Genomic DNA, 24,482 nt, shown 5'->3' on the forward strand with positions numbered 1-24,482 from the left:
GGCAAGCAAGGCTCATCGGCCGGGTTCTGGCGCGCACTTGCGTTTTCCCCGGCAATGGCGGCAACGCTGGGCCTGCTCTGGGTGATGAGCGATTGGTTCAGCGCCGAAGGGATCAACCTGATCGAAGCCATCCTGTTGGCGCTGATCTCGTTCAATTTCTTCTGGATCTCGTTTACGGTCTGCACGGTTCTTTTGGGTATGGTGTCCCTGTCTCGGCAGGATCGCCCACAGAAAAGCCACAGCGCGCAGCCGCTGCGCGTCGCGTTGCTGACCCCGGTTTACAACGAGGTTCCCTGGAACGTGCTGGGCAACGCCCGCACCATGCTCGAAGATTTGCAGGCCCGTGGCGGACAGCACCATTATGCCATGTTCATCCTTTCCGATACACGGGACCCCGAGATAGCGGCGCAGGAACAGGCCAGTGTCGAGGCCCTGCGCACCACATTGGCACCCGGGCTGGAGCTGTATTATCGCCGCCGCGATCAAAACACCGATCGCAAGGTGGGCAATATCGCCGACTGGGTCAGCCGCTGGGGCGCTGACTGGGATGCCATGCTGGTGCTGGATGCCGACAGCCTGATGACCGGGCGCGCGATCTATCGATTGACCGATGCGCTCGCGCGGGATCCCAGCGCGGGTCTGATCCAAAGCTATCCGCAACTCATAGGCGCGCAGTCGGTCTTTGCCCGGATGCAGCAATTCGCAAATGGTGTTTACGGTATCGCCTTTGCCGAAGGTCTGGCGCGCTGGTGCGGGCAAGAGGGCAACTATTGGGGCCACAACGCCATCATCCGCACCAAGGCTTTTGCCACCAGCGCTGGACTGCCCAAGTTGCGCTCATTCAGCGGTCAGGACAAGCTGATCATGAGCCATGATTTTGTCGAGGCCGGATTGCTGCGCCGCGCCGGTTGGGCAGTGCGCTTTCTGCCGCGTATTCGCGGATCATACGAAGAAACACCACCCACCCTCATCGATCATGCCATGCGGGATCGCCGCTGGTGTCAGGGCAATCTGCAACACCTGAAACTGCTAGGTTCGACCGGGTTCCGTGCCGTATCGCGTTTTCACATGTTCCACGGTGCGGTTGGATACCTGATGTCACCGCTATGGTTCGCCCTGCTCTTGATGTGGGCGCTGATTGGTCAGGGTCAGGACGCATCTGTCCTGCATTACTTCAGCCCTGACAATCCTCTGTTCCCGCAATGGCCCGAAATGTCGGAAACCCGGCACGTGCTGATCATTCTGGTCATGTATGCCATGTTGCTGGCCCCCAAGGTGCTGGGTGTTCTGGCCCTGCCGCTGAGCGGCGTGCGCTATTCCGACTTTGGCGGAGCACGCAAGTTTCTGACGTCGTTCCTGGCCGAGGTTCTGCTGTCGATCCTCTATGCTCCGATCCTGATGGTACAGCAGATGATCGCAGTCTTCCGCACGGCCTTTGGAATCCAACGCGGCTGGTCTCCGCAAGCCCGTGATGGCGGCAGCTACGGGTTGGGCACTCTGGTACTGTGTCATGCGCTGGAAACGATCAGTGGCATCGCGCTGAGCGTAGGCATCCTGTCCGGTCTGGTTTCGATCTGGCTGGCCCCGATTGCCATCAGCTTGGCACTTGCAATCCCGTTATCGGCCCTCAGCGGTGTGTCAGCGGGCGCTGCACGCAGGATGGTCGGGATGCGTGAGGATTTCAGCGAGCCTGCGATCACGCGCTCGGCCCGCCGCTATCGCGATGAGCTCAAGCGGCTGGTCGAAGGGAAAGGCAGCATGACCCCGGCGGAATAATCAACTGCCGGGTAACCCCTCGTACCAATCGACAATCATGTCTGCCCAACCGGCAGGTACATTATGCCCCCCGGGGAACAGAGCAAACTCCAACGCGCTGCCTTCTGCGCAGCCGGTCCAGCGACGGCGCATAAAGTCATCCGTCACAGTGAAACTGCTTGGTTTGTGATCGACGCAACCATTGGCTTCACGCCAGATTTCAAGCCCCGCGGAAATGTCGCCCTGCTGGTAGCGCCCGCCACCCAGCAAGCGACCTTCTAACGGCACCACATTGTCCGTCCAGCCATGGGTGTGGAACATACGGATCGGGCCTTCGCAAGCCTCGGGATGCGGACGCCAGAACCCGCCCGAGACGGGAACGTAGGCAGAAAACGTATCAGGTGCCTCACAGGCCAGATAGTTGACCATGAAGCCCCCTGCCGAAAATCCACCCAGCAGAACCCGGTCAGGATCGACGCCGAACCGGTCGGCGGCATCTTGCACAACCTCAGTCAGAAAGGCGGTTTCGTCCCGTTCGCCAAAACCGGGATAAAAATTCCAGCTTTTAGTGCCGCCCCGGTTTGGGCGCTCCAGACCCTCAGGCGCCATAACCGCATAACCACGTTCCAGCAAAGGTTCGACCATCGAACGATTGCGCATCGTGCCCGATCCGCTGCCGCCGTAGCCGTGCAGGAACAGGACCATCGGAGGATTGTCCGCATCAGGCAATTCGAGGTGATAGGTGCCCATAGGCGTTTCGCAAACTGCATCCTGCCCGGCGCACCCGGCCCATGCGATCTGCCCGGCAGCGGCAACAAACGCCGTTAGACTGAGTGTTCGGATCATCCTGCGTCCTCATTAAATTTGCGAACCGGCAGTCCGGCCCGAACCCAACCCGGCCCGGCAGCTGAGCCTAACATACCCTCGGGCACGTCCATGATTTGGGTAAACCCGGCGGCAATAAGCTGGTTGCTCAATCGTGCCGAACGTACACCCCGCGCACAAATCAGTGCGACGGGCGCCGTCTTGTCACCGTCAGTCAGTTGCGACAGCGCCATGATGAAATCTTCGCGTCGCATATCAAGCGGGGTTGCACCCTCACCAATGCCCGAAGCGCGCCATTCCCGCGGCGTCCGAATGTCGACAAGCAGGATGCGTCCTTCGCGGGCTTGTTCATGCGCCGTTGCGACGCTGATCCGGCCTCCGCCATGATCTTCGGGGATCAAGCGATATTCCAGGATCGCAAATCCGGCAGCGACGGCAACACAGCCGCCGATCAGCACCCATCTGCGAGTTCGGTTCACTTGTTCGGCCAACGGTTGTCTCCTGTTCGCTGCCCGTTGATTTAGCACAGATGGACGAAAACGGATGCCTTGTCTCCCCCGAGAAGGATCAAGATCGCGTCATTTTTTCGCAGGGCGACTGAATAGTTGAGTATTTCAGTAGAACTTTGTGAACAAGTTACAATATCTGGACAGTCAAGAAAATATCCTTACAAAATTGGCTTCACCCTGACCGCTCAGACCGGAGTATCGCACTTGTCCCTATTCCTAATCGCGGCCCTTCCTTTCCTTGGTGCTGTATTTCCTGCTCTGCTGATCCGTGCAGGTCGAAACGCAGCTGCATCCTCAGCTGCGTTGACTACTTTTCTGGCCCTGATGGGGCTTTTGATCCACATCCCTTCGGTCATGCGCGGAGAGGTCGTAACTGCCCGGTTCGATTGGATCCCCGGGCTTGGTTTGAACGCGAACTTCATGCTGGACGGGCTTGGGTTTCTGTTTGCCCTGCTGATCCTTGGCATCGGTCTGCTGATTATTCTCTACGCGCGGTTCTACCTCTCGCGTGAAGATCCGATGGGGCAGTTCTACACCTATCTGCTGTTGTTTCAGGGCGCGATGGTCGGGATCGTACTGTCCGACAACATCCTGCTATTGCTGATTTTCTGGGAGCTTACGTCACTCAGTTCCTTCCTGCTGATCGGTTATTGGAAACACCTGCCCGAAGGCCGTCAGGGCGCGCGGATGGCGCTGGCCGTCACAGGTGGTGGCGGACTGGCGATGATCGCCGGAATGCTGATCCTGGGCAATATCGTTGGCTCATATGACCTGAGCGTCATTCTGCAGAACAAAGAGCTGATCCAGGCTTCGCCCTACTACCTGCCCGCGCTGATCCTGATCCTGCTTGGCGCTTTTACCAAATCGGCGCAGTTTCCGTTCCATTTCTGGTTGCCGCACGCGATGGCGGCCCCGACCCCAGTTTCGGCCTATCTGCACTCGGCAACCATGGTAAAAGCCGGCCTGTTCCTGATGGCGCGGATGTGGCCAGTTCTGGCCGGGACGGATGCGTGGTTCTATATCGTCGCCACCACCGGTCTGGTGACGATGTTGCTGGGCGCGGTGATCGCTTTGTTCAAGGATGACCTGAAAGCCCTGCTTGCGTTTTCAACCGTCTCGCATCTGGGCCTGATCACCATGCTGCTGGGCTTTGGCACAAAGTTCGCAGCCGTAGCCGCCGTGTTCCACATCATCAACCATGCCACCTTCAAAGCAGCTTTGTTCATGACCGCCGGGATCGTCGATCACGAGACAGGCACGCGTGACATCAAGCGATTGGGCGGTTTGCGCCACCTGATGCCGATCACCTTCACAATCGGCACAATTGCAGCGCTGTCGATGGCTGGCCTGCCGCCGCTGAACGGCTTCCTGTCAAAAGAGATGATGCTGGAAGAGACCGTGCGCACAACTTGGTTGAACTCGCCCTATCTGGTGCCGGGTCTGGCCTTGTTGGCATCTCTGTTTTCTGCAGCCTATTCCTTCCGTTTCGTGAGCCACGTTTTCCTCGGCCCGCAGCGCGACGACTACCCTGCTCATCCGCATGATCCACCTGTCGGTCTGTGGATTGCACCAGCCTTCCTCGTCGTGCTGGTCATTCTGATCGGCCTCTATTCGGCAGCCATCGTCGGCCCCTTGGTCGCCGTGGTGTCCAGCGCCGTGATCGGCGGAGAAAAGCTGCCCTACTACTCGCTGAAGCTGTGGCACGGCTTTGTGCCCGCACTGTACATGTCGATTGTCGCGACGCTGGGCGGTCTGTTCCTGCTGTCGATGCACAAACGTGGTGAGCAGATCTGGAACGCCCTGCCCCGCCCCGAGGCCAAGGTCATTTTCGAAGCGATCATCAACGCCTTCACCCGCCTGAGCCAATGGATCACGGATGAACTGCACAACGGTGTTCTCAGCCGCTACGCGATCATCTTCGTCGCCTTTACAGTCGGTCTGGGCTACTACGCCTATTCGACAGGTACGATTGGCGTTGAAACACGTGTTCCGCTGCCTGCGCAGATCATCCCGATCATCGGATGGATTTGTCTGGTTGGCGCGACGCTGGGCATCATGTGGTTCCACCGCAATCGTCTGCTGTCTCTTGTTCTGATCGGCGTTGTGGGTCTGATCGTATCGGTCGCCTTCAACTATCTGTCTGCACCGGACCTGGCTCTGACCCAAATCTCGGTCGAAGTGGTGACAATGATCCTGCTGCTTCTGTCGCTGAACTTCCTGCCCACGGAAACACCTTGGGACAGTTCAGCCGCACGTCGGTGGCGGGATGCGGCGATTTCTGTTGTCGCTGGTATCGGGACCGGAGCGCTGATCTACGCGATCATGCTGCGCGACTTTGCGTTCCCGACAATCTCGGACTTCCATCTGGCGAACTCGTACAAAGGCGGCGGTGGCACGAACGTCGTGAACGTTATTCTGGTCGACTTCCGGGGCTTTGATACCTTTGGCGAAATCATCGTTCTGGGCATTGCCGCACTGATCATCTTTGCCCTGACCGAAGCGGTTCTGGGCACCAATGTGCGCGGCTACCTGCTGAACCGGAAACCGCACTGGCCACAATCGGGGGATTCGCATCCGCTGATGATGGTGGTTGCGACCCGTGTGATGATGCCGATTGCTTTGATGGTCGGCGCCTACATCTTTTTCCGAGGTCACAACCAGCCCGGAGGCGGTTTCATCGCTGGCCTTGTGGTCGCGATTGCGTTCCTGATGCAGTACATGGCCAGCGGCTACACTTGGGCCATCGAACGGCAAAGGTTCTATTATCACGGCACCATCGGCTGGGGTGTGCTGATCGCTGCGGCGACCGGCCTGGGGGCCTGGTTCAACGAACGCCCCTTCCTGACCAGTGACTTCGGCTACATCAACTGGCCACCGCTGGAAGAGTTCGAATGGGCCACGGCCATGCTGTTTGATGTTGGCGTCTTCCTCGCCGTACTTGGGGCCGTCATGCTGGCGCTGGACAGCCTGTCGCGCTTTGCCTGGCGTCCGGGCATGGCACAGGAATTCCCGATGGATATCAACCCGCTGCGGGACGCCCCTCAAGACGAAGACAAAGAGAAGGAGCAGGCCTGATGGAAGCGCTCGTAGCCTCTGCCGTAGGCATTATGACCGCAGCCGGGATTTTCCTGATCCTGCGTCGCCGGACATTCCCGGTCATTCTGGGCCTGTCACTCATCACCTATGCGGTGAACGTGTTCCTGTTCGCCACGGGACGTCTGGCCCTGAACGCGCCTGCCGTTCTGAACAAATACGAAGAGGTGCCCTATACGGACCCGCTGCCACAGGCGCTGGTGCTGACGGCCATCGTGATCTCGTTCGGGATGACGGCTGTGATCGTGATGATCGCGCTTTCGGCTTACTTGTCTTCAAAGGATGACCATATCGACATGAGCCCGCAGGACAGCGTGGACGCGCCGGGAGAAGACGCATGAACCACTGGATCGTTGCGCCGATCGTCCTTCCCGCGATCCTGGCCCCGTTCATCATCATGGTCCTGCGATACCATCTGGACCTGCAGCGCATCTTCTCGGTCGCCGGGGTCATTGCCCTGCTGGGCATTGCCCTGACGATCACCGCTCAGGCGTCGGGTGGTGAGATTCTGGTCTACGAGCTTGGCAACTGGCCGGCACCCTTCGGCATCGTCATGGTGCTGGACCGACTGTCGGCCATGATGGTCTTGCTGACCGCTTTGCTGGCCTTGCCCATCGTGCTTTACGCCATCGCCTCGGGCTGGGACGAGCGCGGTAAACACTTCCACGCCCTGTTCCATTTTCAGCTTATGGGCGTCTGCGGAGCCTTCCTGACGGGTGACGCCTTCAACCTGTTCGTTTTCTTTGAGGTTCTGTTGATCGCCTCCTACGGCCTGATGACCCATGGCGGCGGCTCGGTTCGTTTGAAATCGGGCGTGCAATATGTGGCCTACAATCTTTTGGGCTCGACCCTGTTCCTGTTTGCTCTGGGAACGATTTATGGCGTCACCGGTACGCTGAATATGGCCGATATTGCGCTGCGTGTGGCGGAACTTCCGGCTGAGGACACGGCTTTGCTACGGGTCGGCGCTGTGCTTTTGCTGTTGGTTTTCTGTATCAAAGCCGCCGTGTTACCCCTGCATTTCTGGCTTCCGGCCAGCTATGCCAACGCCCCCCTTCCGGTTGCCGCCCTTTTTGCCATCATGACCAAGGTTGGTGCTTACTCGATCATTCGGATGTACACACTTGCCTTTGGACCAGAGGTTGAAGCGACCCAGGGATTGGTCGGCGATTGGCTGCAACCTGCCGCGCTTTTGACCTTGGCCGTTGGGGCCGTCGGCATATTGGGATCACAGCACATAGCCCGCATGGTGGCGTTTTGTGCCATCGCTTCGATGGGGACCCTGCTGATCGCGATCTCGCAATTCACACCGGATGCGACGGCCGCTGCGCTCTATTATGTGTTCCATTCGACGCTTGCGACTGCGCTGTTATTCCTGGTGGCTGATATGGTGATGGAGCGTCGCGGTGGTGCCATTACACCTACAGCGCCGATGCCCCAAAGCGGTCTGATCTCGGCCCTGTTCTTTGTCGGAGCCATCGCAATGGCAGGGATGCCACCGCTTTCGGGCTTCATCGGCAAACTGCTGGTTCTGGACGCGTCCCGTGATGCATCGGATGCAACAGCGGTCTGGGCCGTTATTCTGATCGGATCTTTTGTCACCATCGTTGGGCTGGCGCGCGCGGGTACGTTGATCTTCTGGAAAAGCCACGACACGCAGGTCGTTGCTATCGAAGAGCCTGTCGAAGGCGAAGAGGTTCCGGCGCCGGTTGCCCCAGAACCGCAACTCGGCCTTGCGATTACGGCCGTGTTTGGACTGGTCGCCGGGCTGATCTTGCTGACCCTGTTTGCAGGCCCGGCCCTTGAATACACAAGCAAGACCGCGGCTCAGCTCTTTGCGCCCGAAAACTACATCTCTGCCGTATTGGGAAGGGAAGAATGATGAAACTGCTCCACCGGATTTTTCCGCACCCTCATCTGACTTTTCTGCTGACATTCGTCTGGGTTCTGCTGGCCAATAACGGGTCGTTGAACTCATTGGTGTTTGGTCTGATTTTGGGAATCATTATTCCTTTCATCACACAGCCCTATTGGCCGGATCGTCCCAAGCTGAGAAACTGGCCGATGGTGGCAGAGTACATGCTGGTCGTGCTTTGGGACATCGTGATTGCAAACATCACCGTTGCCCGGATCATCCTGTTCAAGCGCGATGCTGACCGTCAACCCAATTGGATCTGTGTCCCGCTGGAACTGCGCACCCCCGAGGCGATCACTGTGCTGGCCGGCACCATCACCATGACCCCGGGCACCGTCAGTTGCGATCTGTCAGCGCAAGGGCATAACCTTTTGGTCCATTGCCTTGACGCCCCCAACCCCGAAGAGGTGCGAGACCAGATCAAGCAGCGTTATGAGCGCAGGCTGAAGGAGATTTTCGAATGATTTTGGATTATGCCATCTTGTTTGCCTTTGCCTGTTTCGGAGCAGCCATCATGATGTGTCTGTGGCGGATCATCACCGCCGACGGCGTTGGCACCCGCGTTCTTGCGCTGGATACCATGGTGATCAACACCATCGCCCTGATGATCCTGTATGGTCTGGATCAAGGCACCGAGATCTTTTTCGAAGCCGCCATGATCATCGCCATGCTCGGCTTCGTCTCAACCGTGGCTTACGCGCGCTTCATGCTGCGCGGCAACATTATCGAGTGAGGGCGGTATGACACTACTCGTGGAAATTCTGATCGCCTTCTTCCTGATCATGTCGGGTATCTTCGGTTTTGTCGGCTCCTTTGGCATGATCAAGCTTAAAGACCCCATGTCCCGCCTGCACGCGCCGACCAAGGCGACGACATTGGGCGTGGGCGGTGTGCTTCTGGCCTCGATCACGCATTCTGTTCTGCTGGAAGGCAAACTGTCCTTACATGAGCTTCTGATCACTCTGTTTTTGTTCCTGACAGCACCGATCACGGCCCTGTTCATTGCCAAATGGCACATTCACCGTCATGAAAAGCCCAGCGATTTGCCGGATGCGGGTGAGGATGAGCTTTGGGCCACCCACGCGGTCGAGCAGGTCGAAGACGTCCCGGACCATAGCGCGAATTAAACCCAATGCACTCACCTCCGCTGCCTTTAACCCGCGATCTGGTTCTTGTTGGCGGAGGTCACACCCACGCGTTGTTACTGCGGAAATGGGGGATGAGCCCCCTGCCCGGGGCACGGGTCACAGTGATCAACCCCGGCCCAACCGCGCCATATTCCGGGATGCTACCCGGATTTGTCGCCGGACATTATGACCGCCGGGAATTGGACATTGACCTGGTGAAGCTCGCGCGCTTTGCAGGCGCTCGTGTCATTCTGGGTGCGGTTGAGGGGATCGATACCGAAGCGCATCAGGTACATGTTCCCGGATACCCCCCCGTCGGGTTCGACGTGGCTTCGGTCAATGTCGGGATCACGTCGGACATGCCCGCGCTGCCGGGCTTTGCCGAACATGCCGTTCCTGCCAAACCTCTGGGCCGGTTTGCGGCACGGTGGGCTGAATATTTGAAGCATGATGGCCCTGCGTCAGTGGCCGTGATCGGCGGGGGCGTTGCCGGGGCCGAATTGGTCATGGCCATGGCATATGCTCTCAAGGCCAAAGGGCGAAAAGCGCAGATCACACTGATCGACAATGCCGCGATCCTGACGGCCACCAAACCCAAGGCGGCGGCCACGATCCGCCGCGCCATGCAGGATCTGGGTGTGGATGTCATCGAAAACGCATTGATCACCCAGATCGCTGCGGATCACGTCGAGTTGCAGGACGGCCGCGCAATCCCCGCCGATTTCGTGACCGGAGCCGCCGGGGCGCGCCCTTATGACTGGATCGCACAAACCGGGCTGGATCTGCAGGGCGGGTACATCCGGGTGAACGGCTATCTCCAGTCCAGCGATCCTGTGATATTTGCGGCCGGAGACTGTGCTCATCTCTCAGACAACCCAAGACCCAAGGCTGGCGTTTACGCGGTGCGCGAAGCGCCCGTACTTTTCAACAATCTGCGCTCCGCACTGGGGGCGGGACGAATGCGCAAATATGTCCCGCAGAAGGATTACCTCAAACTGATTTCGTTGGGCGGCAAATCCGCTTTGGGCGAGCGTTTGGGGGCATCCTTCAGCGGCCCGATGATGTGGACATGGAAGAACCATATCGATCAAACCTTCATGAACAGGTTTCGAGACCTGCCGCAGATGAAGCTTCCTGCACTACCGCGCGACCGGGCCTTTGGGCTGGATGAGGCGCTTGGGGAAAAACCCATGTGCGGTGGATGCGGGGCCAAGGTCGGGCGCGATGCGTTGCAAACCGCACTTAAGTCGCAACCTGCGCCTGCTCGCGCAGACATTATCCCTCTGCCCGGAGATGACGCAGCTTTGTTGCAAACAGGGGGGGTTCAGCAGGTCATAACCTCAGATCACCTGCGGGCTTTCACCAATGATCCCGCCCTTATGGCACGGATCGCTGCTGTTCACGCCTTGGGCGATATCTGGGCCATGGGAGCCACGCCTCAGGCCGCCACTGCGACAATCATCCTGCCTCGTATGTCTGCCGCCCTGCAAAGCCGCATCATGTCCGAAATCATGACCGTTGCAAGCGATGTCATGAGAGAGGCCGGGGCCGAGATTGTGGGTGGGCACAGTTCCATGGGCGACGAGATGACCATCGGCTTTACGATAACCGGCTTGTGTGAATCTCCGCCTGTCACGCTGGCGGGCGGACACCCGGAGGATTGTCTGATCCTGACCAAGCCCTTGGGCAGCGGGGTTCTGATGGCTGCTGAAATGGCTGGTCTGGCCGACGGAGCCTGGGTCGCGGCGGCTTATCAGCAGATGATCCAGCCACAAGGAAGTGCGTCCCGTATTCTGGGCAACGCCCATGCTATGACGGATGTGACCGGGTTTGGTTTGGCCGGACATCTGCAAGGTATCTGCGACGCCTCAGGCTGCGGTGCAGGGCTTGATCTGGACGCGGTTGAGGTGATGGGTGGTGCGCTGGAGTTGTCGGAACAGGGTGTGCGATCAACGATTTTTGCGGATAACCGGACAATTGCCTTGGAATTGCCTGTGGAGGGCAAAGCCGCTTTGTTATTTGATCCACAGACAGCCGGTGGTTTGCTGGCCGCGGTCGACCCTTCTGAGGCAGATGCCCTGATCAAGGATCTCAAGGCTGCCGGGTATCCTGCTGCGATCATTGGCGAATTGACAGACACACCGGGCCTGCGCCTTCAAAGCTGATCCAGCAAATTCTCGATTTGGGCCGCAGCAGTTGCAAGGCCGTCTTCGTCCAAGGATGCAATGTCGAGACTGGCCAAAACCTCAACAGACCGGGATCGTCGTGATTTGGTGTAGGCCGGATCGTAATGCTGTTCCATCAGCGCCTGCGTCAGCGCCGTTTTTTCCCCCGCATCGATAAGGTTCATCCACCCGTCAACAACCTCGTGCCCACGATGAAAACGCAGCGGGGAAAGCCGATCCTGCAAACGGTCGCTGTCGGACAGGATGTCGTCATAGGCCCGAACCAAATAGGAAGCGCGCGCTTCTATCGGTGCAGCAATGTGGACCCGAGGCGCGGCACATAACGCCGTCCACAGGCTGGGCGGCAGGATCAAACTGCCGATCTTCGACGATTCCGCTTCGACCACAACCGGGCGCGCAGGATCCATCCTGCACAGCGCGGCAGACAAAGCCGATTCAAACGCTTTTTGACAAGGTTGTCCGCCTGGCTTTTCCCCCAGCAAAGACCCCCGGTGATTGGCAAGTGCTTCGAGGTCCAGAACCTGAACACCACGTTTGTCCAACAGGGCCAACAGATCGGTTTTGGCCGTACCGGTGTAGCCATCCAAAGCAATCAATCGATGTGGCAGAGGGTCGTCGTACAGGTAGGCATTCACCAATCGGCGATAGCTCCGATAGCCGCCTTCGACAACTTCCGCGCGCCAGCCGATTTGTTGCAGCATCCAGGTGAACGATCCCGATCGCTGCCCGCCCCGCCAGCAATAGACCAAGGGACGCCACCCGCCTTCGTGATGGCTGAGATGCCGTTCGATGTGATTGGCTGCGTTGCGAAACACAAGCGCTGCGCCCAGTTTGCGCGCAAGAAAGGGGCTTTCCTGCACATAGATGGTTCCAACGCGCGCACGTTCTTCGTTGTTCAGAACCGGCAGATTTATCGCGCCCGGCAGATGATCTTCGGCAAACTCCGCCGGGCTGCGCACATCTATCACCGTGTCGTAGCTATGCGCGTAAAGCCGGGTCAGATCAAGGAATTTCAATGCCATACCAGAGGTCTAGCTTGCCGCGATCCCAAAGGAAAGACCACGCGCCCTTATGCGTCGAATGGTTCTATCAACTCTGGTCCGCTGGCCCGGTTCGAGTTCACAGCCGGGTCCACACGATAGAAGGTCAGCAAGTCCTCAGCCCCCGGTTGCATCAGAAGGGCCGCCCCCTTTCCGGCTTCTCCCAGCCACAAGGCCCAATCGTCGGGTTCAACGATCAAAGGCATCCGGTGATGGATCGCCTTAAGAGTCTCGTTTGCGCCTGTTGTCACGATTGCGCAGGTGCCTTGTCGGCTTTCCTGTGGCCCCCAATCCTGCCAGACGCCTGCAAAGGCAATCGGAGCTCCATCCTTGCGATGAATGTACCATGGCAGACGCGTTCCCTGTTCGGTCTTGGTCCATTCGTAGAACCCCGTGGCCACGATCAAACAACGGCGCGACCGGCAGGCGTCGCGAAAGGCAGGTTTTTCAGCCAAAGTCTCGGACCGCGCATTGATCAACAGCGGCCCGGCCGTCTCAGACTTGTACCAATGTGGCAAAAATCCCCAACGCAGCGCATCCAGCTGACGACCTGTTTCGCTGCTGCGCACCACATGTACCTGATTTGTCGGACAAACGTTAAAGTTTGGAACGGCCGGCAGCGCGTTTGCCGGGCGTGCAGCAAACAGCTGTGCCATGGCGTCATTGGGAAGAGTTATTGCAAACCGTCCGCACATGAGTAATGAACCATCGATATATTCTTGATACAGGCACAGGATCTTACGGGTCACATGAAAAACCAAACGACTCAATCCCTCAAGAGCAAAGCACTATCCCTTCTGGATGCTGGTAAGCTGCCGCAGGCTTTGAAAAAGGCCCAGCTGGGTGTCAAGAAATTCCCCAAAGATTCCGATTATCATGCCATCGCCGGTTTTGTTCTGACCGAGATGAAGCAGTACAAGAGATCCATTCCGCATTTTCTTGAAGCCTCGCGGATGAAACCGGATGATCCGCAGTTTGCCGAAAACCTGGCAAACGCATTGATGCAAACCGAGCAAATTTCACGCGCTCTGGCCTATGCCGAAAAGAAGATTGAACAGTTCCCCAACAACCGCGAGCTTATGCGGGTCATTGATGAGATCCAGCGCGAGGGCAGAAACTGGCGCTCGATCATTGAGTATACGACTGACAAGCTTTCTTCCGACCCATACAGCCCTGAGCTGCTTTCAAGGCGCGCGCGCGCTTACCAGGAAATCGGATTTGTAGAAGAGAGCTCACGTGACATCGACCTCGCATATAGTCTGGCCCCCGAGAACCTGACCATTGCTTTCCAAAAGTCGGTCAGTCTGCATCAGGCTGGCGACAAACAAAGTTCGCAAACTATTTTGGAAGATATTCTGGAGGCTCAACCGCATCACCTGAATGCATTGCTGCAAATGGCGACAATGACGTCAGAAGAAAACGCGCCGCACTTGTTATCTGTGGTCGAGGCCGCCATGGCGGAAACCGATGAACAGCTACAAGAGCTTGAATTTGCCAAAGCCCATCTGATCGAAAAGGCAGAAGGCCTGGCCGCTGCCTTGCCGCAATTTGCGACGGCAAATGAACTGCAACATGAAACACTGCCATATGATTTTGACGCTGAAGAAGAAAAACTTCGCAAAATTATTAGCAAGTTCCCAGAAGGCATGCTGCCATTCGATGGGGTGCCAACTGAAACACCTTTGCCAATCTTTGTCATTGGCCAGCCACGATCCGGCACGACCCTGATGGAAATGATGCTGAGCGCAGCCCCTGATTTAGCGGGATGTGGTGAGCTGTTGCTGATCCCGGAGCTGACTGGCAGATTCCAGAAGTATGACAAGGTACTCGATGCCGAGGCCGCGAAAGTTGTCGCGCTTTCTTATAGGGAAAAAATGCCAGCGCTCCCGGAAGAAGCTGTCGGTTTTGTTGACAAGCTACCGCACAACTTTCAGCGCGTGGGCTACATTTTGGCGGCCTTTCCCAATGCCAAGATCATCAACATGTTGCGTGACCCACGCGATGTCGGGTTGTCGAAATGGATCCGACGGTTTCCGGCTGGCGGTATGAACTATGCGTCAAACCTTAAGGCCATTGCGCATTCAGCCAACCTTTATCGTCGCTACTTGGAACACTGGGACAAGGTGTTCCCAGGCCAGGTTCTGACTGTGTCTTACGAAGAACTGGTTGCCGATCCGCTGACATACAGCCAGAAAGTGGCCGAATTCTGCGGGGTCGAATGGAACGAAGCCATGGTCCATCCCGAAAAAAACACCAACAAGGTCCGGACGGCCAGTATCGATCAGGTGCGCAAAAAGATCTCGACCAAGTCTATCGGGGGCTGGCGCGAAGTAGCCGATCATATCAAACCGATGCTGGACGGCTTTGACCCAGAGCTTTGGCCGGAATACGATTTAAGCTGAACGGAGGTGAAACAAAAAAAGCCGCATCACTGAGATGCGGCTTTTTTGTTTTTAGAGAGCGGGATTACTTCTGCTTGATGCGCCCATCCAGGTAAGGTTGATACGGCGCATTCTCGGCCAGGTATTCAGCGGTGACATCCGCAAGATCCGGGCCGAAATCGTACGCATTCTTGTCGTCGCCTTCGAACATCGAATACCCGTCACCACCATTGCGAACGTAGTTATTGGTCACAACAAGGTAAGTCTTGTTCGGATCAATCGGAACAAACCCGTCACCCTCGGCCACCATCACTTCGCTGATACGGCCTTCGTTCGGGGCAACGCTTGGATCCCAGGTGAAGCTGAGGCCCGCGACCTGCGGAAAGCGCCCCTTTACCTCTTCTACCTGACTGACGCCATTTTCCAGCGCATCAATGACAGTCTGCCCGGTGATCTCAAATGTGGACAGCGTGTTCTGGAACGGCAGCACCGTCAACACTTCGCCCATGGTCACTTCGCCCTCGTCGATAGACGCGCGCAAGCCGCCCGAGTTGGCAATTGCGATCTGCGCCCCCTGATCAGCGACACGGGCCAGCATCGCGTCGGCCACAAGGTTGCCCATTTCACATTCCTGCACGCGACAGACCGACCTGTCGCCTTGTATCGCTGCGCCTGAGCTTGCAACAACGCGCTGCTTCATCTCTTCAATCGGCGCGCCCATTTCAGCCACGCGGGCGGCGATGTCCGCGTCAGGCGTGACCGATGCGTCCAGCAGAATGGGTTCGCCCTCGGCCGCAATCAGATTGCCGTCGTCATCAAAGGTCAGGGTGATCTCGCCCAGGAATTTTGAATACGCATAAGCTTGTACAACCGGCACATCGCCAACCATCATCGGATAAGACCCGGCCGCGCCCTCCTGGGTGTTCGACAACAACGTGTGCGAGTGGCCACCGACCACAAGATCAAGACCCGGTACCTGCGCTGCAATCTCAAGATCCTTGGCCAGACCCACATGGTTCAAGGCGATGATGATATTGACACCTTCATCCTGCAAAGCCGCCACATCGGCCTTCAGACTTTCGATCTCGTCCTGAAATACAACGTCTTTGCCGGGGCTGGACGTTTCAACCGTATCCGTGGCCAGCGCCGAGATGATACCGACTTTCTGGCCGCCGATATCCAGCACAACATGGTTTTCAACCTTGCCGTTCAACTCGGCCGACGATGACAGGTCAAGATTGCCTGAGATGACAGGAAAGCTGACCGTTTCAATGAACGACGCCAATCCCTCGGGGCCATCATCAAATTCGTGGTTGCCCACGGCCATGACGTCATAGCCGATTGCTTCCATGAATTCGGCTTCCGCTGCGCCCTTGTAGGTGGTGTAGAACAGCGATCCCTGAAACGGATCGCCCGCGTCCAACAGCAGAACATTCTGATCCGCCAGCGCATCGCGGCGGGAATCCACCATGGTCTTGAGGCGTGCAACGCCGCCGAAACACTTTCCTTCCGCTTCATCTTCGGCGTCACAGGTCGAGTCATACTTGTTGATCGACTCGATGCGACTATGAATATCGTTGGTGTGCAGAATAGTTAGCTTGTATTCGGCCACCGCCATACCGGCAGTGAGGCCAAGAATTGCAGCAGACGCCAGGAATCGGGTCAACATACTGAATCTCCCTGTTTATATTTTTAGGGATCGTGCGCTTATGGCGACCGAGAGTCAAAGAGGAAATCCGGCTTGATTCCAACCGCCGCGCGGGGCATCAGATCGGTATGCTGATTTACAAAATTTTCCGGGCCGATGAATGGGCCGCCTTGCAAGACAAAGGCGCGACAGATGGCGCGCCAATCGACGTCACCGATGGCTTTGTTCATTTTTCAACGGCTGAACAAGCTGCTGAGACGGCGGCGAAACACTTCGCCGGTGTGGATGATCTGACATTACTGGCCTGTGATGCCGACGCCATGGGCGATGATCTGAAATGGGAAGTGTCGCGGGGCGGTGCCTTGTTCCCGCATCTCTATCGTCAAATCCGGCTTGGCGACGTTGTCTGGTCGCGCCCTCTGCCATTTGACGGCGCTGCGCACCAGTTCCCCGAGGATATGGAATGACATCCTTTATCGACCCCGAACGGGATCAGTTCGAAGCCTTCAAAGCGCTGGACCGCGACCAGCCAATCGAGATGCTCAATCTGGTGAAGTTCCGTTCTGCAGCACAATATCCCCCGTCACATGAATTGGCAGGCGCGGGGCTGACCGGGGCACAAGCCTATCAGAAATACGGGTCTGAAACCGCGCCGATTATTGCGCGTATCGGGGCAAGCATTTTGTGGCGTGGGGTGTTTGAAACAACCCTCATCGGACCGGCTGATGAGGTCTGGGATGCCGTCTTTATCGCCCGCTATCCAACCGCACACGCGTTCCTTGAAATGGTAACTGACCCTGTGTACCGGACTGCGGTGATCCATCGTCAGGCCGCCGTTGAAACCTCGCGCCTGATCCGGTGCGGATCCGGGGAAAGCGGAAAGGCCTTCGGATGAAACTGATTGAAAAATTGGGGCTGAGCGCGTTGCATCGCATGGATCCCGAAGCGGCCCATGGCATGTCGATCAAAGCGTTGAAATCCGGACTGACACCTGCGCCGGGACCAGTAACGACACCGCGCCTGAAAACCAAACTGGCAGGGCTGGATCTGCCCAATCCGGTCGGTCTGGCCGCTGGATTCGACAAGAATGGTGAGGTTCTCGCTCCTCTGTCGCGCGCTGGGTTCGGCTTTATCGAGGTGGGTGCCGTCACACCTCGACCGCAACCTGGAAACCCCAAACCGCGCCTGTTTCGTCTGACCGAGGACAAGGCAGCCATCAACCGCTTTGGTTTCAACAACGAAGGCATGGAGGTGATGGCCAAGCGACTGGCAGAGCGCCCCAAAGATGCTGTGATCGGTCTGAACCTTGGGGCCAATAAAGACAGCGAAGACCGCGCGGGTGATTTTGCGAAAGTTCTTGCCCATTGCGCCGCACATCTGGATTTCGCCACCGTAAACGTATCGTCGCCCAATACGGAAAAACTGCGTGATTTGCAGGGGAAGGCTGCGCTGACTGCGTTGTTGAACGGTGTGATCGAGACTCGGGACGCGCTGCCCCGCCCGCTTCCGATTTTCCTGAAAATTGCGCCGGATCTGACCGAGCCGGAATTGCAGGACATTGCCGAAGTTGCACGCGAAACCCGCGTGGATGCGGTGATAGCCACCAACACCACCCTGTCGCGCGATGGGTTGCGTAGCGCGCATAAAGGGGAAGCCGGAGGATTGTCTGGCGCGCCCCTGTTCGAGAAATCCACCCGCGTACTGGCAAAGCTGAGCCAGTTGACCGGTGGTGACATCCCGCTGATCGGCGTCGGCGGCATCAGTAATGCCGAGCAAGCTTATGCCAAGATCTGCGCCGGAGCGTCTGCCGTGCAATTCTATACCGCCATGGTTTACGGTGGGATCTCACTTGCCGCTGACATCGCGCATGGTTTGGATCAACTCCTGGCCCGCGACGGTTTTGAGAGCGTTGCCCAAGCCGTTGGCAGTAAACGAGAGGACTGGCTGTGATCGAATACTGGCACAACCCCCGCTGTTCGAAATCCCGCGCCGGACTGGCGCTGTTGGAAGAAAAGGGCGCGCAGATCACATTGCGAAAATACCTTGAAAACGCGCCCTCAGCAGACGAACTACGGGCGGCACATGTCGCTCTGGGATTGCCTGTGATTGATATGGTGCGCACCGGCGAAAAACGGTTCAAGGAATTGGGGCTGACAAAGACCGCATCGGATGACGAGCTGATCCGCGCCATGGCGGACAACCCGATCCTGATCGAACGCCCCCTTGCCATTGTCGGGGACAAAGCCGCTATCGGGCGTCCACCTGAGAATCTGCTGAAACTGCTTTAAGCCACTTGGGCTTCCAGCTTGGGATAGCGCCATCCCATCGTCACACCCCGCGCGATGTTCAGAACCATCAGCGCGGCCCACAGGCCGTGATTGCCAAAGCTTGGCACCAAAATAAACAGCGCAACCACATAGATCGCTACCGACTGAATCATTGCGTTGCGCATGGCGCGGGTCCAGGTGGCACCAATGTAGATGCCATCAAACATCCAACTCGCCACACCGATAACTGGCGCTAACGCCGCCCAGAACAGGTAGTCACGGCTGGCCAGACGCACTTCGGGCGAGGTTGACATAAGGTCAATCAGGGCCGGTCCTGCCAGGAAAAACACAGCCCCCAGTAATATGGCTCCACCAAGCCCCCATTGCGACGCCATGATACTGGCGCGTCGCAGCTGGTGTCGATCCCGCGCACCAACTGCGCCACCGACCAAAGCCTCGGCCGAAAAGGCGAACCCGTCCAGGGCGAAGGCTGTGATCTCAAGGAATTGCAACAAAACCTGATTGGCAGCCAGTGTCACGTCGCCAAGATCCGCACCCACGAACAGGAAAGTAGTGAATGAGCCCGTCAAAAGGACGGAACGGATCATGATGTCACCGTTGACCTGCATCATTCGGCGCAGGCGTGCGGCATCGAAGATCCGGGCCCGGTCACGCCAGATTTTGCCTTCGAATCCGTCCCGGCACAGCCACAGACCCAGCGCCAAACCGGTCCACTCGGCGATCAGGGTGGCCACAGCGACACCTTCCACGCCCCATCCCAGCCCCAGAACAAACCACAGGTCCAGAATGATGTTCAGCCCGTTCATCCAGATCTGCAGAATGAAAACGCCACGTGTGCGTTCAACCGCGATCAGCCATCCGGTCACGGCGTACAATGCAATGGTTGCCGGAGCACCCCAGATGCGAATCTCAAGATAGGCGCGCGTCAGTGCCTCAACTTCGGGGCTGGCAGGCGACAGGGCAAATGCCCCGGCAAAGACTGCCGCCTGAGCGAGGACAAAGAACACGCCCGCCGTGGCACCCAGCAGAAGTCCACGAATCAGCAAAGCCCGTGTTTCAGCGACGTCCCCTGCCCCGCGCGCCTGCGCAGCCAGGCCAGTCGTGCCCATGCGCAGAAAACCGAAAATCCAATAGATCGAGGCCAAAATAACCGCGCCCATCCCCACGGCACCGATGGGTGCAGCCTGCCCCATTTGCCCCACAACGCCCGTATCAACCGCGCCAAGAATGGGCACGGTCGCGTTCGATAGCACAATCGGGACTGCGATCTTCAGCACCCGCCTATGCGTGATGGGCGCCGACGCGTCCTGCATGGTCAGCTCTTATCTCTGGGGGGTTGAGGCATCAGGAAATGCCCTGATGCCTGCGCAAACAGTTTCGCATGATTGTCCTGCCAGGCTTCGACCCGGACCGAAGCATAACGCCGCCCCGACCGGCTGATAAAGGCCCGCGCATAAGCGTCGCGCGGCAGGCCCGAGCGCAGATAGTCGACGGTAAAGTCGATTGTCTTGGGAAAGCGTATGTCCGGGTCGGCCATAATGGCCTCACCGTCGATCTCACCACTCTCGATGCGCGGGAACATGTGTTCCCAGCTGAGAGTGATGACAGCTGTTACTTCGAGAAAAGCCGCAGTGACGCCGCCGTGAATCGCAGGCAAAAACGGATTGCCGATCAGTTTGTCGTCGAAATTCAGCACGCCCGTCAGTTCATCTCCACGCCGGTCGAAGCTGATATCGAGAAAGCGGATATAAGGTACGCCATCAACCAACGCGCGCAATGCCGCGTCGCGCCGTTGTTTGACCACCTGCATGGGTTCAGGACGCGGTCTTGCCATGTTATTTCCCCTCAACCGTAAATGATCCAGCCGCAGTTGCCACGGGCAGGTCTTTGTCATTGTCCATGGCTGTCGCCCGCACAAATGCCACGTTCCGCGTGATGTGATAGCAGGTCGCGCGTGCCGTAATTGTCTGACCCGGTGTCGCCGCACGCATATAGTCGATCCGCAGGTCAATGGTCGCAGTTCCCCCGGGTGCCGATGGGTGGCTCATCACCGCGGCACCGCAGCACGTATCCAAAATGGTCGAGATTGCCCCGCCATGGATCACTCCGGTGCGCGGATCACCGATCAGATCTTCGTTGTATGGCAGCGTGATCTCTGCTTCGCCTTCGCCAATATGGGTCAGCGTCAGGTTCAGGGCCCGCGCATGAGGGATCGCCTCGATAAATTGGCGGGCTAATACTGTCTTGTCGACCATTGGCATCTGTCCTGTTCTCGTCCCTTCCTTTATGAGCCGCTGTTTCGGCAAAGGGCAAGCCCACCTGTTGCGCTTGGGATCGGGACCGCCTAGGTTGCTGGCAAGGAGATCAGGAATGTCCAACAACCGTTTGTCATTCAAAGAGATGTGCGCCGAGTTCGATGTAACACCGCGCACCCTGCGCTATTACGAATACATCGAGCTGCTGCAACCGGACCGTGAAGGTCGGTCCCGGTTTTACGGCGCGCGGGAATGCGCCCGGATGAAGTTGATCATGCGTGGCCGCAAGTTTGGATTCCCGCTGGAAGAGATTCGCCAATGGCTTTTGATCTATGAGGATCAGGGCAACGAGGCGCAAATGGCTACTTTCGTTGAAATGGCGGACCGCCAAATGAGCGAGCTTGAGCAACAGCGCCAGCAACTTGACGAAGCCATGGACGAACTGAAGCGGCTGCGCGACCAAACAGCAAAGTCCTTGAAATAGGTCTTTCGTCTCTTCGGATTCCTTTCCCGCAAACTCATCTCGTGACACACCTTATGCGTGTGCGCAAAGCCTTTGCACATGCAAAAGCTGCGGCTTCTTCCTGACCTAAGGGAAAGAAAATTACGCGAAACGGTGTTTACGCGTTTGGATGTTACGTCAACTTTAAAGTGACGCAGCGTCTGAATTACGTAAACGTCACTCACGTGTTGTAAAGCTCGAAGCAACTGCGCAACTCATGTCTCATGACGCCAGTGACGAGAGTATGACGAATGACCGAAGATGTGATGACAATCCGCGAGATGTGCGAGACCTATGATGTCACGCCACGCACTTTGCGGTTCTACGAGGCCAAGGAACTTCTGTTCCCGATCCGCGAAGGCCAGAAACGTCTGTTCACCAAACGTGACCGGGCACGGCTGAAACTGATCCTGCGCGGCAAACGCTTTGGCTTCAGCCTGGAAGAGATCCGCCAACTTCTGGATCTGTACCATGTGGGCGACCAGCAGGTCACTCAGATGACCCGCACCTATGAAATCGCGTTGGAACGTCTGGCGGATATGGAAGAACGCCGCCGCGAGCTGACACAAGCCATCGACGATCTGAAAGAGCAGTTGCGCTGGGGCGAGAAAGTCATCGCCTCGATGAAACAGGAAAAGAAGGCGGCCGAGTAACCTCGCCCCGCCATCCGGACATATGAATTAAGGGAGCTTCACATGCCCGTTTACAACGCGCCAACCAAAGACACGCAGTTCATCCTGCACGACGTTCTGAAAATCTCTCAGTCGGATATTCCCGGCTACAGCGAACTGGAAGCCGAGTTTACCGGCGCGGTTCTGGAAGAGGCTGGCAAGGTTGCCACCAACGTCTTGCACCCGCTGAATGTCGTGGGTGACACCGAAGGGTGTCGGTTGGAAAACGGTATTGTGTACACTCCTACCGGTTTCAAAGACGCCTTTGAGCAGATGAAAGAAGGTGGCTGGACTGGCCTCGACATGCCGGAAGAGTATGGCGGCCAGAACATGCCCTATGTACTGGGCACCGCCGTGGGCGAGATGTTCTCAGGCTCCAACCAGGCATTTACCATGTACCAGGGTCTGACGCATGGAGCGGCCTCTGCGATCCTCGCGCACGGGACTGACGAGCAGAAGAACAAGTACCTGCCGAACATGGTCAGCTGTGAATGGACCGGGACCATGAACCTGACCGAGCCGCATTGCGGCACCGATCTGGGCCTGATGCGCACCAAGGCGGAACCGCAGGGCGATGGCAGCTACAAGATTTCGGGGCAGAAGATTTTTATCTCGTCCGGCGATCACGACATGGCTGACAACATCATCCATCTGGTGCTGGCCAAGATTCCGGGCGGCCCTGAGGGTATCAAAGGCGTGTCGCTGTTCATCGTGCCGAAGTTCATCGTCAACGAAGACGGCACGCCGGGTGAGCGTAACGGCGTCTCGGTCGGCAAGATCGAAGAGAAAATGGGCATCCATGGCAACTCGACCTGCGTCATGAATTATGACGAGGCCACCGGTTGGCTTTTGGGCGAAGAGCACAAAGGCATGCGCGCCATGTTCACCATGATGAACGAAGCGCGTCTTGGTGTGGGGATGCAGGGTCTGGCACAGGCCGAGGCTGCGTTCCAAAACGCTCTGGAATACGCCAAGGACCGCCTGCAAGGCCGCGACGTGACCGGTGTGAAAAACCCCGACGGCCCTGCTGATCCGTTGATCGTACACCCTGACATCCGCCGCAACCTGATGGATCAGAAAAGCTTTACCGAGGGCGCGCGCGCGTTCATCCTCTGGGGCGCAACGATGCTCGACAAAGCGCACCGCGCGGGTGACAAAGATGCCGATGGGCTGATCTCGCTGCTGACCCCGGTCATCAAGGGTTTCCTGACCGATCAGGGCTATGACATGACCGTGCAGGCGCAGCAGGTCTATGGCGGCCATGGCTACATCGAGGAATGGGGCATGTCGCAATATACCCGCGACGCCCGTATCGCGATGATCTACGAAGGCGCAAACGGCGTTCAGGCGCTGGATCTTGTGGGCCGGAAACTTGCGCAGGACGGCGGCAAGCACGTCATGGCGTTCTTTGAGATGGTCAAAACCTTCTGCAAGGAAAACGGTGGCAAGGACGAAGCGTATGACAAGGCGTTCATCGAACCGCTGAAAGCTGCATCCAAGGACCTGCAGGCGGCTGGCATGTACTTCATGCAGGAAGGTATGAAGAACCCGAACAATGCACTGTCCGGTTCTTACGACTTCATGCACATGTTCGGTCACGTTTGCCTGGGCCTGATGTGGGCGCAAATGGCGAAAGCCGCACAAGATGCTCTGGACGGTGGTGCATCGGACAAAGAGTTCTACGAGACCAAGATCAACACCGGCCGCTTCTACATGGCACGCCGCCTGCCCGCGACCGGGATGCACCTGGCGCGCATTCAGACGGGCGCGGACACGGTCATGGCACTGGACGCGGCGAACTTCTGATCTCAGTGTGGGTTCGGGCAACACTGCCTGAACCCAGACCACCGGAGGACCCAAATGCCAAAGCGTTTTCGCCTGACACGTCGCTTTCCTGTTGCCATGACTGAGGACGGGTATCGCAAGCTCAAAGCGTTCGCGCGAGAGGCTGGTCTGGACGAAGGTGAGGCTTTGTCCTTTTTGTTCGAGAATTTCAACAGCGTGATCGATGAGGAGAATTTGACCCACCGCCTGCGCATCTTCAACTCCGAGCTTGAGGCGCGGAAAAGATGAGCCGCTGCGGCGAAAGGACGACGACAACGCCAGTCTAAATGCCGGATGCCTCCGGCGGGAGTATTTGTGAAAAGATGAAGCGGCGAAGCGTCCCTGCCACAGGGCGCACTCGCCATCAGGACAGGGACGACTTCACCTTTTGCGGTCATCGGCTCTCCAGCCTGTACCGCGGGACCATTGAACTCAAAGATGGTTGATTAAAGGTTACTGAGAG

General features: G+C 57.6%; 25 protein-coding genes. 17 read left to right on the forward strand and 8 right to left on the reverse strand.

The genetic code is table 11. The features are described from left to right. Nucleotides 1–1,776: glucans biosynthesis glucosyltransferase MdoH (mdoH, locus tag AC2FNU_RS15655; RefSeq protein WP_496790259.1), on the forward strand; the 1,776-nt coding region annotated here is incomplete at its 5' end. On the opposite strand, the gene AC2FNU_RS15660 is transcribed toward mdoH, so the two are convergent. Together AC2FNU_RS15660 and AC2FNU_RS15665 are read right to left on the reverse strand one after the other, a co-directional pair. After that, nucleotides 1,777–2,601, reverse strand: a complete 825-nt coding sequence (locus AC2FNU_RS15660; protein WP_496790260.1) for a CE1 family esterase — start codon at nucleotides 2,599–2,601, stop codon at nucleotides 1,777–1,779. Next, entirely contained in the window at nucleotides 2,598–3,071 is a 474-nt protein-coding gene (locus AC2FNU_RS15665; RefSeq protein WP_496790261.1) for a rhodanese-like domain-containing protein, read from the reverse strand. The genes AC2FNU_RS15660 and AC2FNU_RS15665 overlap by 4 nt, the downstream gene beginning before the upstream one ends. A gap of 222 nt (nucleotides 3,072–3,293) precedes the next feature. On the opposite strand from AC2FNU_RS15665, the gene AC2FNU_RS15670 reads away from it, so the two are divergent. Genes AC2FNU_RS15670 through selD form a run of 7 tightly spaced genes read left to right on the forward strand, consistent with a single transcriptional unit; the run spans nucleotide 3,294 to nucleotide 11,389 of the window. Beyond that, nucleotides 3,294–6,164 (forward strand): monovalent cation/H+ antiporter subunit A, encoded by a 2,871-nt coding sequence (locus AC2FNU_RS15670; protein WP_496790262.1) that lies wholly within the window; start codon nucleotides 3,294–3,296, stop codon nucleotides 6,162–6,164. Further along, nucleotides 6,164–6,523: a Na+/H+ antiporter subunit C gene (locus tag AC2FNU_RS15675; RefSeq protein WP_050603318.1), complete on the forward strand. Its 360-nt coding sequence runs from the start codon at nucleotides 6,164–6,166 to the stop codon at nucleotides 6,521–6,523. Before AC2FNU_RS15670 ends, AC2FNU_RS15675 begins: the two co-directional genes overlap by 1 nt. Continuing rightward, the gene (locus AC2FNU_RS15680) at nucleotides 6,520–8,064 is read left to right on the forward strand and encodes a monovalent cation/H+ antiporter subunit D (protein ID WP_496790263.1); all 1,545 of its coding nucleotides are present in this window, start codon (nucleotides 6,520–6,522) and stop codon (nucleotides 8,062–8,064) included. The genes AC2FNU_RS15675 and AC2FNU_RS15680 overlap by 4 nt, the downstream gene beginning before the upstream one ends. Next, complete coding sequence (locus AC2FNU_RS15685; protein ID WP_496790264.1) at nucleotides 8,064–8,561, forward strand: Na+/H+ antiporter subunit E; 498 nt, start codon at nucleotides 8,064–8,066, stop codon at nucleotides 8,559–8,561. The genes AC2FNU_RS15680 and AC2FNU_RS15685 overlap by 1 nt, the downstream gene beginning before the upstream one ends. Then, complete coding sequence (locus AC2FNU_RS15690; RefSeq protein ID WP_496790265.1) at nucleotides 8,558–8,830, forward strand: K+/H+ antiporter subunit F; 273 nt, start codon at nucleotides 8,558–8,560, stop codon at nucleotides 8,828–8,830. Before AC2FNU_RS15685 ends, AC2FNU_RS15690 begins: the two co-directional genes overlap by 4 nt. A 7-nt stretch (nucleotides 8,831–8,837) precedes the next feature. Next, entirely contained in the window at nucleotides 8,838–9,224 is a 387-nt protein-coding gene (locus AC2FNU_RS15695) for a Na+/H+ antiporter subunit G (protein WP_496790266.1), read from the forward strand. Between the two features lie 5 nt (nucleotides 9,225–9,229). Beyond that, the gene (gene selD, locus AC2FNU_RS15700; protein WP_496790267.1) at nucleotides 9,230–11,389 is read left to right on the forward strand and encodes a selenide, water dikinase SelD; all 2,160 of its coding nucleotides are present in this window, start codon (nucleotides 9,230–9,232) and stop codon (nucleotides 11,387–11,389) included. On the opposite strand, the gene mnmH is transcribed toward selD, so the two are convergent. Next, nucleotides 11,380–12,432 (reverse strand): tRNA 2-selenouridine(34) synthase MnmH, encoded by a 1,053-nt coding sequence (mnmH, locus tag AC2FNU_RS15705; protein WP_496790268.1) that lies wholly within the window; start codon nucleotides 12,430–12,432, stop codon nucleotides 11,380–11,382. The two genes, selD and mnmH, sit on opposite strands and share 10 nt — an antisense overlap. Before the next feature lie 47 nt (nucleotides 12,433–12,479). Continuing rightward, nucleotides 12,480–13,145 (reverse strand): SOS response-associated peptidase, encoded by a 666-nt coding sequence (locus AC2FNU_RS15710; protein ID WP_496790280.1) that lies wholly within the window; start codon nucleotides 13,143–13,145, stop codon nucleotides 12,480–12,482. 54 nt (nucleotides 13,146–13,199) lie between these two features. On the opposite strand from AC2FNU_RS15710, the gene AC2FNU_RS15715 reads away from it, so the two are divergent. Beyond that, a complete protein-coding gene (locus tag AC2FNU_RS15715) occupies nucleotides 13,200–14,852 on the forward strand; it encodes a tetratricopeptide repeat-containing sulfotransferase family protein (RefSeq protein WP_496790269.1) in 1,653 nt (550 codons plus the stop codon). A 64-nt stretch (nucleotides 14,853–14,916) separates the two neighbouring features. Here AC2FNU_RS15715 and AC2FNU_RS15720 read toward each other — a convergent pair whose 3' ends face one another. Beyond that, on the reverse strand, nucleotides 14,917–16,500 hold the full coding sequence (locus AC2FNU_RS15720; protein WP_496790270.1) for a bifunctional metallophosphatase/5'-nucleotidase: 1,584 nt from the start codon (nucleotides 16,498–16,500) through the stop codon (nucleotides 14,917–14,919). Nucleotides 16,501–16,607: 107 nt separating this feature from the next. On the opposite strand from AC2FNU_RS15720, the gene AC2FNU_RS15725 reads away from it, so the two are divergent. The 4 genes from AC2FNU_RS15725 to arsC are packed head-to-tail and all read left to right on the forward strand — an operon-like array spanning nucleotide 16,608 to nucleotide 18,767. After that, complete coding sequence (locus tag AC2FNU_RS15725; RefSeq protein WP_496790271.1) at nucleotides 16,608–16,946, forward strand: DUF952 domain-containing protein; 339 nt, start codon at nucleotides 16,608–16,610, stop codon at nucleotides 16,944–16,946. Next, a complete protein-coding gene (locus AC2FNU_RS15730; RefSeq protein ID WP_496790272.1) occupies nucleotides 16,943–17,374 on the forward strand; it encodes a DUF1330 domain-containing protein in 432 nt (143 codons plus the stop codon). The genes AC2FNU_RS15725 and AC2FNU_RS15730 overlap by 4 nt, the downstream gene beginning before the upstream one ends. Continuing rightward, nucleotides 17,371–18,429, forward strand: a complete 1,059-nt coding sequence (locus AC2FNU_RS15735; protein WP_496790273.1) for a quinone-dependent dihydroorotate dehydrogenase — start codon at nucleotides 17,371–17,373, stop codon at nucleotides 18,427–18,429. The genes AC2FNU_RS15730 and AC2FNU_RS15735 overlap by 4 nt, the downstream gene beginning before the upstream one ends. Continuing rightward, nucleotides 18,426–18,767 (forward strand): arsenate reductase (glutaredoxin), encoded by a 342-nt coding sequence (gene arsC, locus AC2FNU_RS15740; RefSeq protein WP_496790274.1) that lies wholly within the window; start codon nucleotides 18,426–18,428, stop codon nucleotides 18,765–18,767. The genes AC2FNU_RS15735 and arsC overlap by 4 nt, the downstream gene beginning before the upstream one ends. Here the strand turns inward: arsC and AC2FNU_RS15745 are convergent. Genes AC2FNU_RS15745 through AC2FNU_RS15755 form a run of 3 tightly spaced genes read right to left on the reverse strand, consistent with a single transcriptional unit; the run spans nucleotide 18,764 to nucleotide 21,022 of the window. Beyond that, on the reverse strand, nucleotides 18,764–20,080 hold the full coding sequence (locus AC2FNU_RS15745; RefSeq protein WP_496790275.1) for an MATE family efflux transporter: 1,317 nt from the start codon (nucleotides 20,078–20,080) through the stop codon (nucleotides 18,764–18,766). The two genes, arsC and AC2FNU_RS15745, sit on opposite strands and share 4 nt — an antisense overlap. A gap of 2 nt (nucleotides 20,081–20,082) precedes the next feature. After that, nucleotides 20,083–20,601, reverse strand: coding sequence for a PaaI family thioesterase (locus tag AC2FNU_RS15750; RefSeq protein WP_496790276.1), 519 nt, complete (start codon nucleotides 20,599–20,601; stop codon nucleotides 20,083–20,085). Nucleotide 20,602: 1 nt separating this feature from the next. Beyond that, entirely contained in the window at nucleotides 20,603–21,022 is a 420-nt protein-coding gene (locus tag AC2FNU_RS15755; protein ID WP_496790277.1) for a PaaI family thioesterase, read from the reverse strand. Nucleotides 21,023–21,137: 115 nt separating this feature from the next. Here AC2FNU_RS15755 and AC2FNU_RS15760 point away from each other — a divergent pair, with 115 nt between their 5' ends. The 4 genes from AC2FNU_RS15760 (at nucleotide 21,138) to AC2FNU_RS15775 (ending at nucleotide 24,268) form a co-directional block, all read left to right on the forward strand. After that, entirely contained in the window at nucleotides 21,138–21,506 is a 369-nt protein-coding gene (locus AC2FNU_RS15760; RefSeq protein WP_496790278.1) for a MerR family transcriptional regulator, read from the forward strand. Between the two features lie 269 nt (nucleotides 21,507–21,775). Continuing rightward, nucleotides 21,776–22,177 (forward strand): MerR family transcriptional regulator, encoded by a 402-nt coding sequence (locus AC2FNU_RS15765; RefSeq protein ID WP_171091075.1) that lies wholly within the window; start codon nucleotides 21,776–21,778, stop codon nucleotides 22,175–22,177. Nucleotides 22,178–22,219: 42 nt separating this feature from the next. Next, nucleotides 22,220–24,001, forward strand: coding sequence for an acyl-CoA dehydrogenase C-terminal domain-containing protein (locus AC2FNU_RS15770; protein ID WP_496790279.1), 1,782 nt, complete (start codon nucleotides 22,220–22,222; stop codon nucleotides 23,999–24,001). 54 nt (nucleotides 24,002–24,055) lie between these two features. After that, nucleotides 24,056–24,268 carry a hypothetical protein gene (locus AC2FNU_RS15775; protein WP_171091078.1) on the forward strand — a complete coding sequence of 71 codons (213 nt, stop codon included), beginning with the start codon at nucleotides 24,056–24,058 and terminating at the stop codon, nucleotides 24,266–24,268. Nucleotides 24,269–24,482: the final 214 nt, after the last annotated feature.

Source organism: Ruegeria sp. BHSB064, from assembly GCF_059613205.1.

Excerpts from the sequence above, each read along its gene's own strand:
- selD (WP_496790267.1), top strand. The coding sequence starts at position 9,230 with ATGCACTCACCTCCGCTGCCTTTAACCCGCGATCTGGTTCTTGTTGGC.
- AC2FNU_RS15775 (WP_171091078.1), top strand. The coding sequence starts at position 24,056 with ATGCCAAAGCGTTTTCGCCTGACACGTCGCTTTCCTGTTGCCATGACT.
- AC2FNU_RS15685 (WP_496790264.1), top strand. The coding sequence starts at position 8,064 with ATGAAACTGCTCCACCGGATTTTTCCGCACCCTCATCTGACTTTTCTG.
- AC2FNU_RS15760 (WP_496790278.1), top strand. The coding sequence starts at position 21,138 with ATGTCCAACAACCGTTTGTCATTCAAAGAGATGTGCGCCGAGTTCGAT.
- AC2FNU_RS15750 (WP_496790276.1), bottom strand. The coding sequence starts at position 20,601 with ATGGCAAGACCGCGTCCTGAACCCATGCAGGTGGTCAAACAACGGCGC.
- AC2FNU_RS15745 (WP_496790275.1), bottom strand. The coding sequence starts at position 20,080 with ATGCAGGACGCGTCGGCGCCCATCACGCATAGGCGGGTGCTGAAGATC.
- mnmH (WP_496790268.1), bottom strand. The coding sequence starts at position 12,432 with ATGGCATTGAAATTCCTTGATCTGACCCGGCTTTACGCGCATAGCTAC.
- AC2FNU_RS15715 (WP_496790269.1), top strand. The coding sequence starts at position 13,200 with ATGAAAAACCAAACGACTCAATCCCTCAAGAGCAAAGCACTATCCCTT.
- AC2FNU_RS15675 (WP_050603318.1), top strand. The coding sequence starts at position 6,164 with ATGGAAGCGCTCGTAGCCTCTGCCGTAGGCATTATGACCGCAGCCGGG.
- AC2FNU_RS15755 (WP_496790277.1), bottom strand. The coding sequence starts at position 21,022 with ATGGTCGACAAGACAGTATTAGCCCGCCAATTTATCGAGGCGATCCCT.
- AC2FNU_RS15735 (WP_496790273.1), top strand. The coding sequence starts at position 17,371 with ATGAAACTGATTGAAAAATTGGGGCTGAGCGCGTTGCATCGCATGGAT.
- AC2FNU_RS15660 (WP_496790260.1), bottom strand. The coding sequence starts at position 2,601 with ATGATCCGAACACTCAGTCTAACGGCGTTTGTTGCCGCTGCCGGGCAG.
- AC2FNU_RS15710 (WP_496790280.1), bottom strand. The coding sequence starts at position 13,145 with ATGTGCGGACGGTTTGCAATAACTCTTCCCAATGACGCCATGGCACAG.
- AC2FNU_RS15730 (WP_496790272.1), top strand. The coding sequence starts at position 16,943 with ATGACATCCTTTATCGACCCCGAACGGGATCAGTTCGAAGCCTTCAAA.
- AC2FNU_RS15695 (WP_496790266.1), top strand. The coding sequence starts at position 8,838 with ATGACACTACTCGTGGAAATTCTGATCGCCTTCTTCCTGATCATGTCG.
- AC2FNU_RS15680 (WP_496790263.1), top strand. The coding sequence starts at position 6,520 with ATGAACCACTGGATCGTTGCGCCGATCGTCCTTCCCGCGATCCTGGCC.
- AC2FNU_RS15690 (WP_496790265.1), top strand. The coding sequence starts at position 8,558 with ATGATTTTGGATTATGCCATCTTGTTTGCCTTTGCCTGTTTCGGAGCA.
- AC2FNU_RS15770 (WP_496790279.1), top strand. The coding sequence starts at position 22,220 with ATGCCCGTTTACAACGCGCCAACCAAAGACACGCAGTTCATCCTGCAC.
- AC2FNU_RS15765 (WP_171091075.1), top strand. The coding sequence starts at position 21,776 with ATGACCGAAGATGTGATGACAATCCGCGAGATGTGCGAGACCTATGAT.
- AC2FNU_RS15720 (WP_496790270.1), bottom strand. The coding sequence starts at position 16,500 with ATGTTGACCCGATTCCTGGCGTCTGCTGCAATTCTTGGCCTCACTGCC.
- AC2FNU_RS15725 (WP_496790271.1), top strand. The coding sequence starts at position 16,608 with ATGCTGATTTACAAAATTTTCCGGGCCGATGAATGGGCCGCCTTGCAA.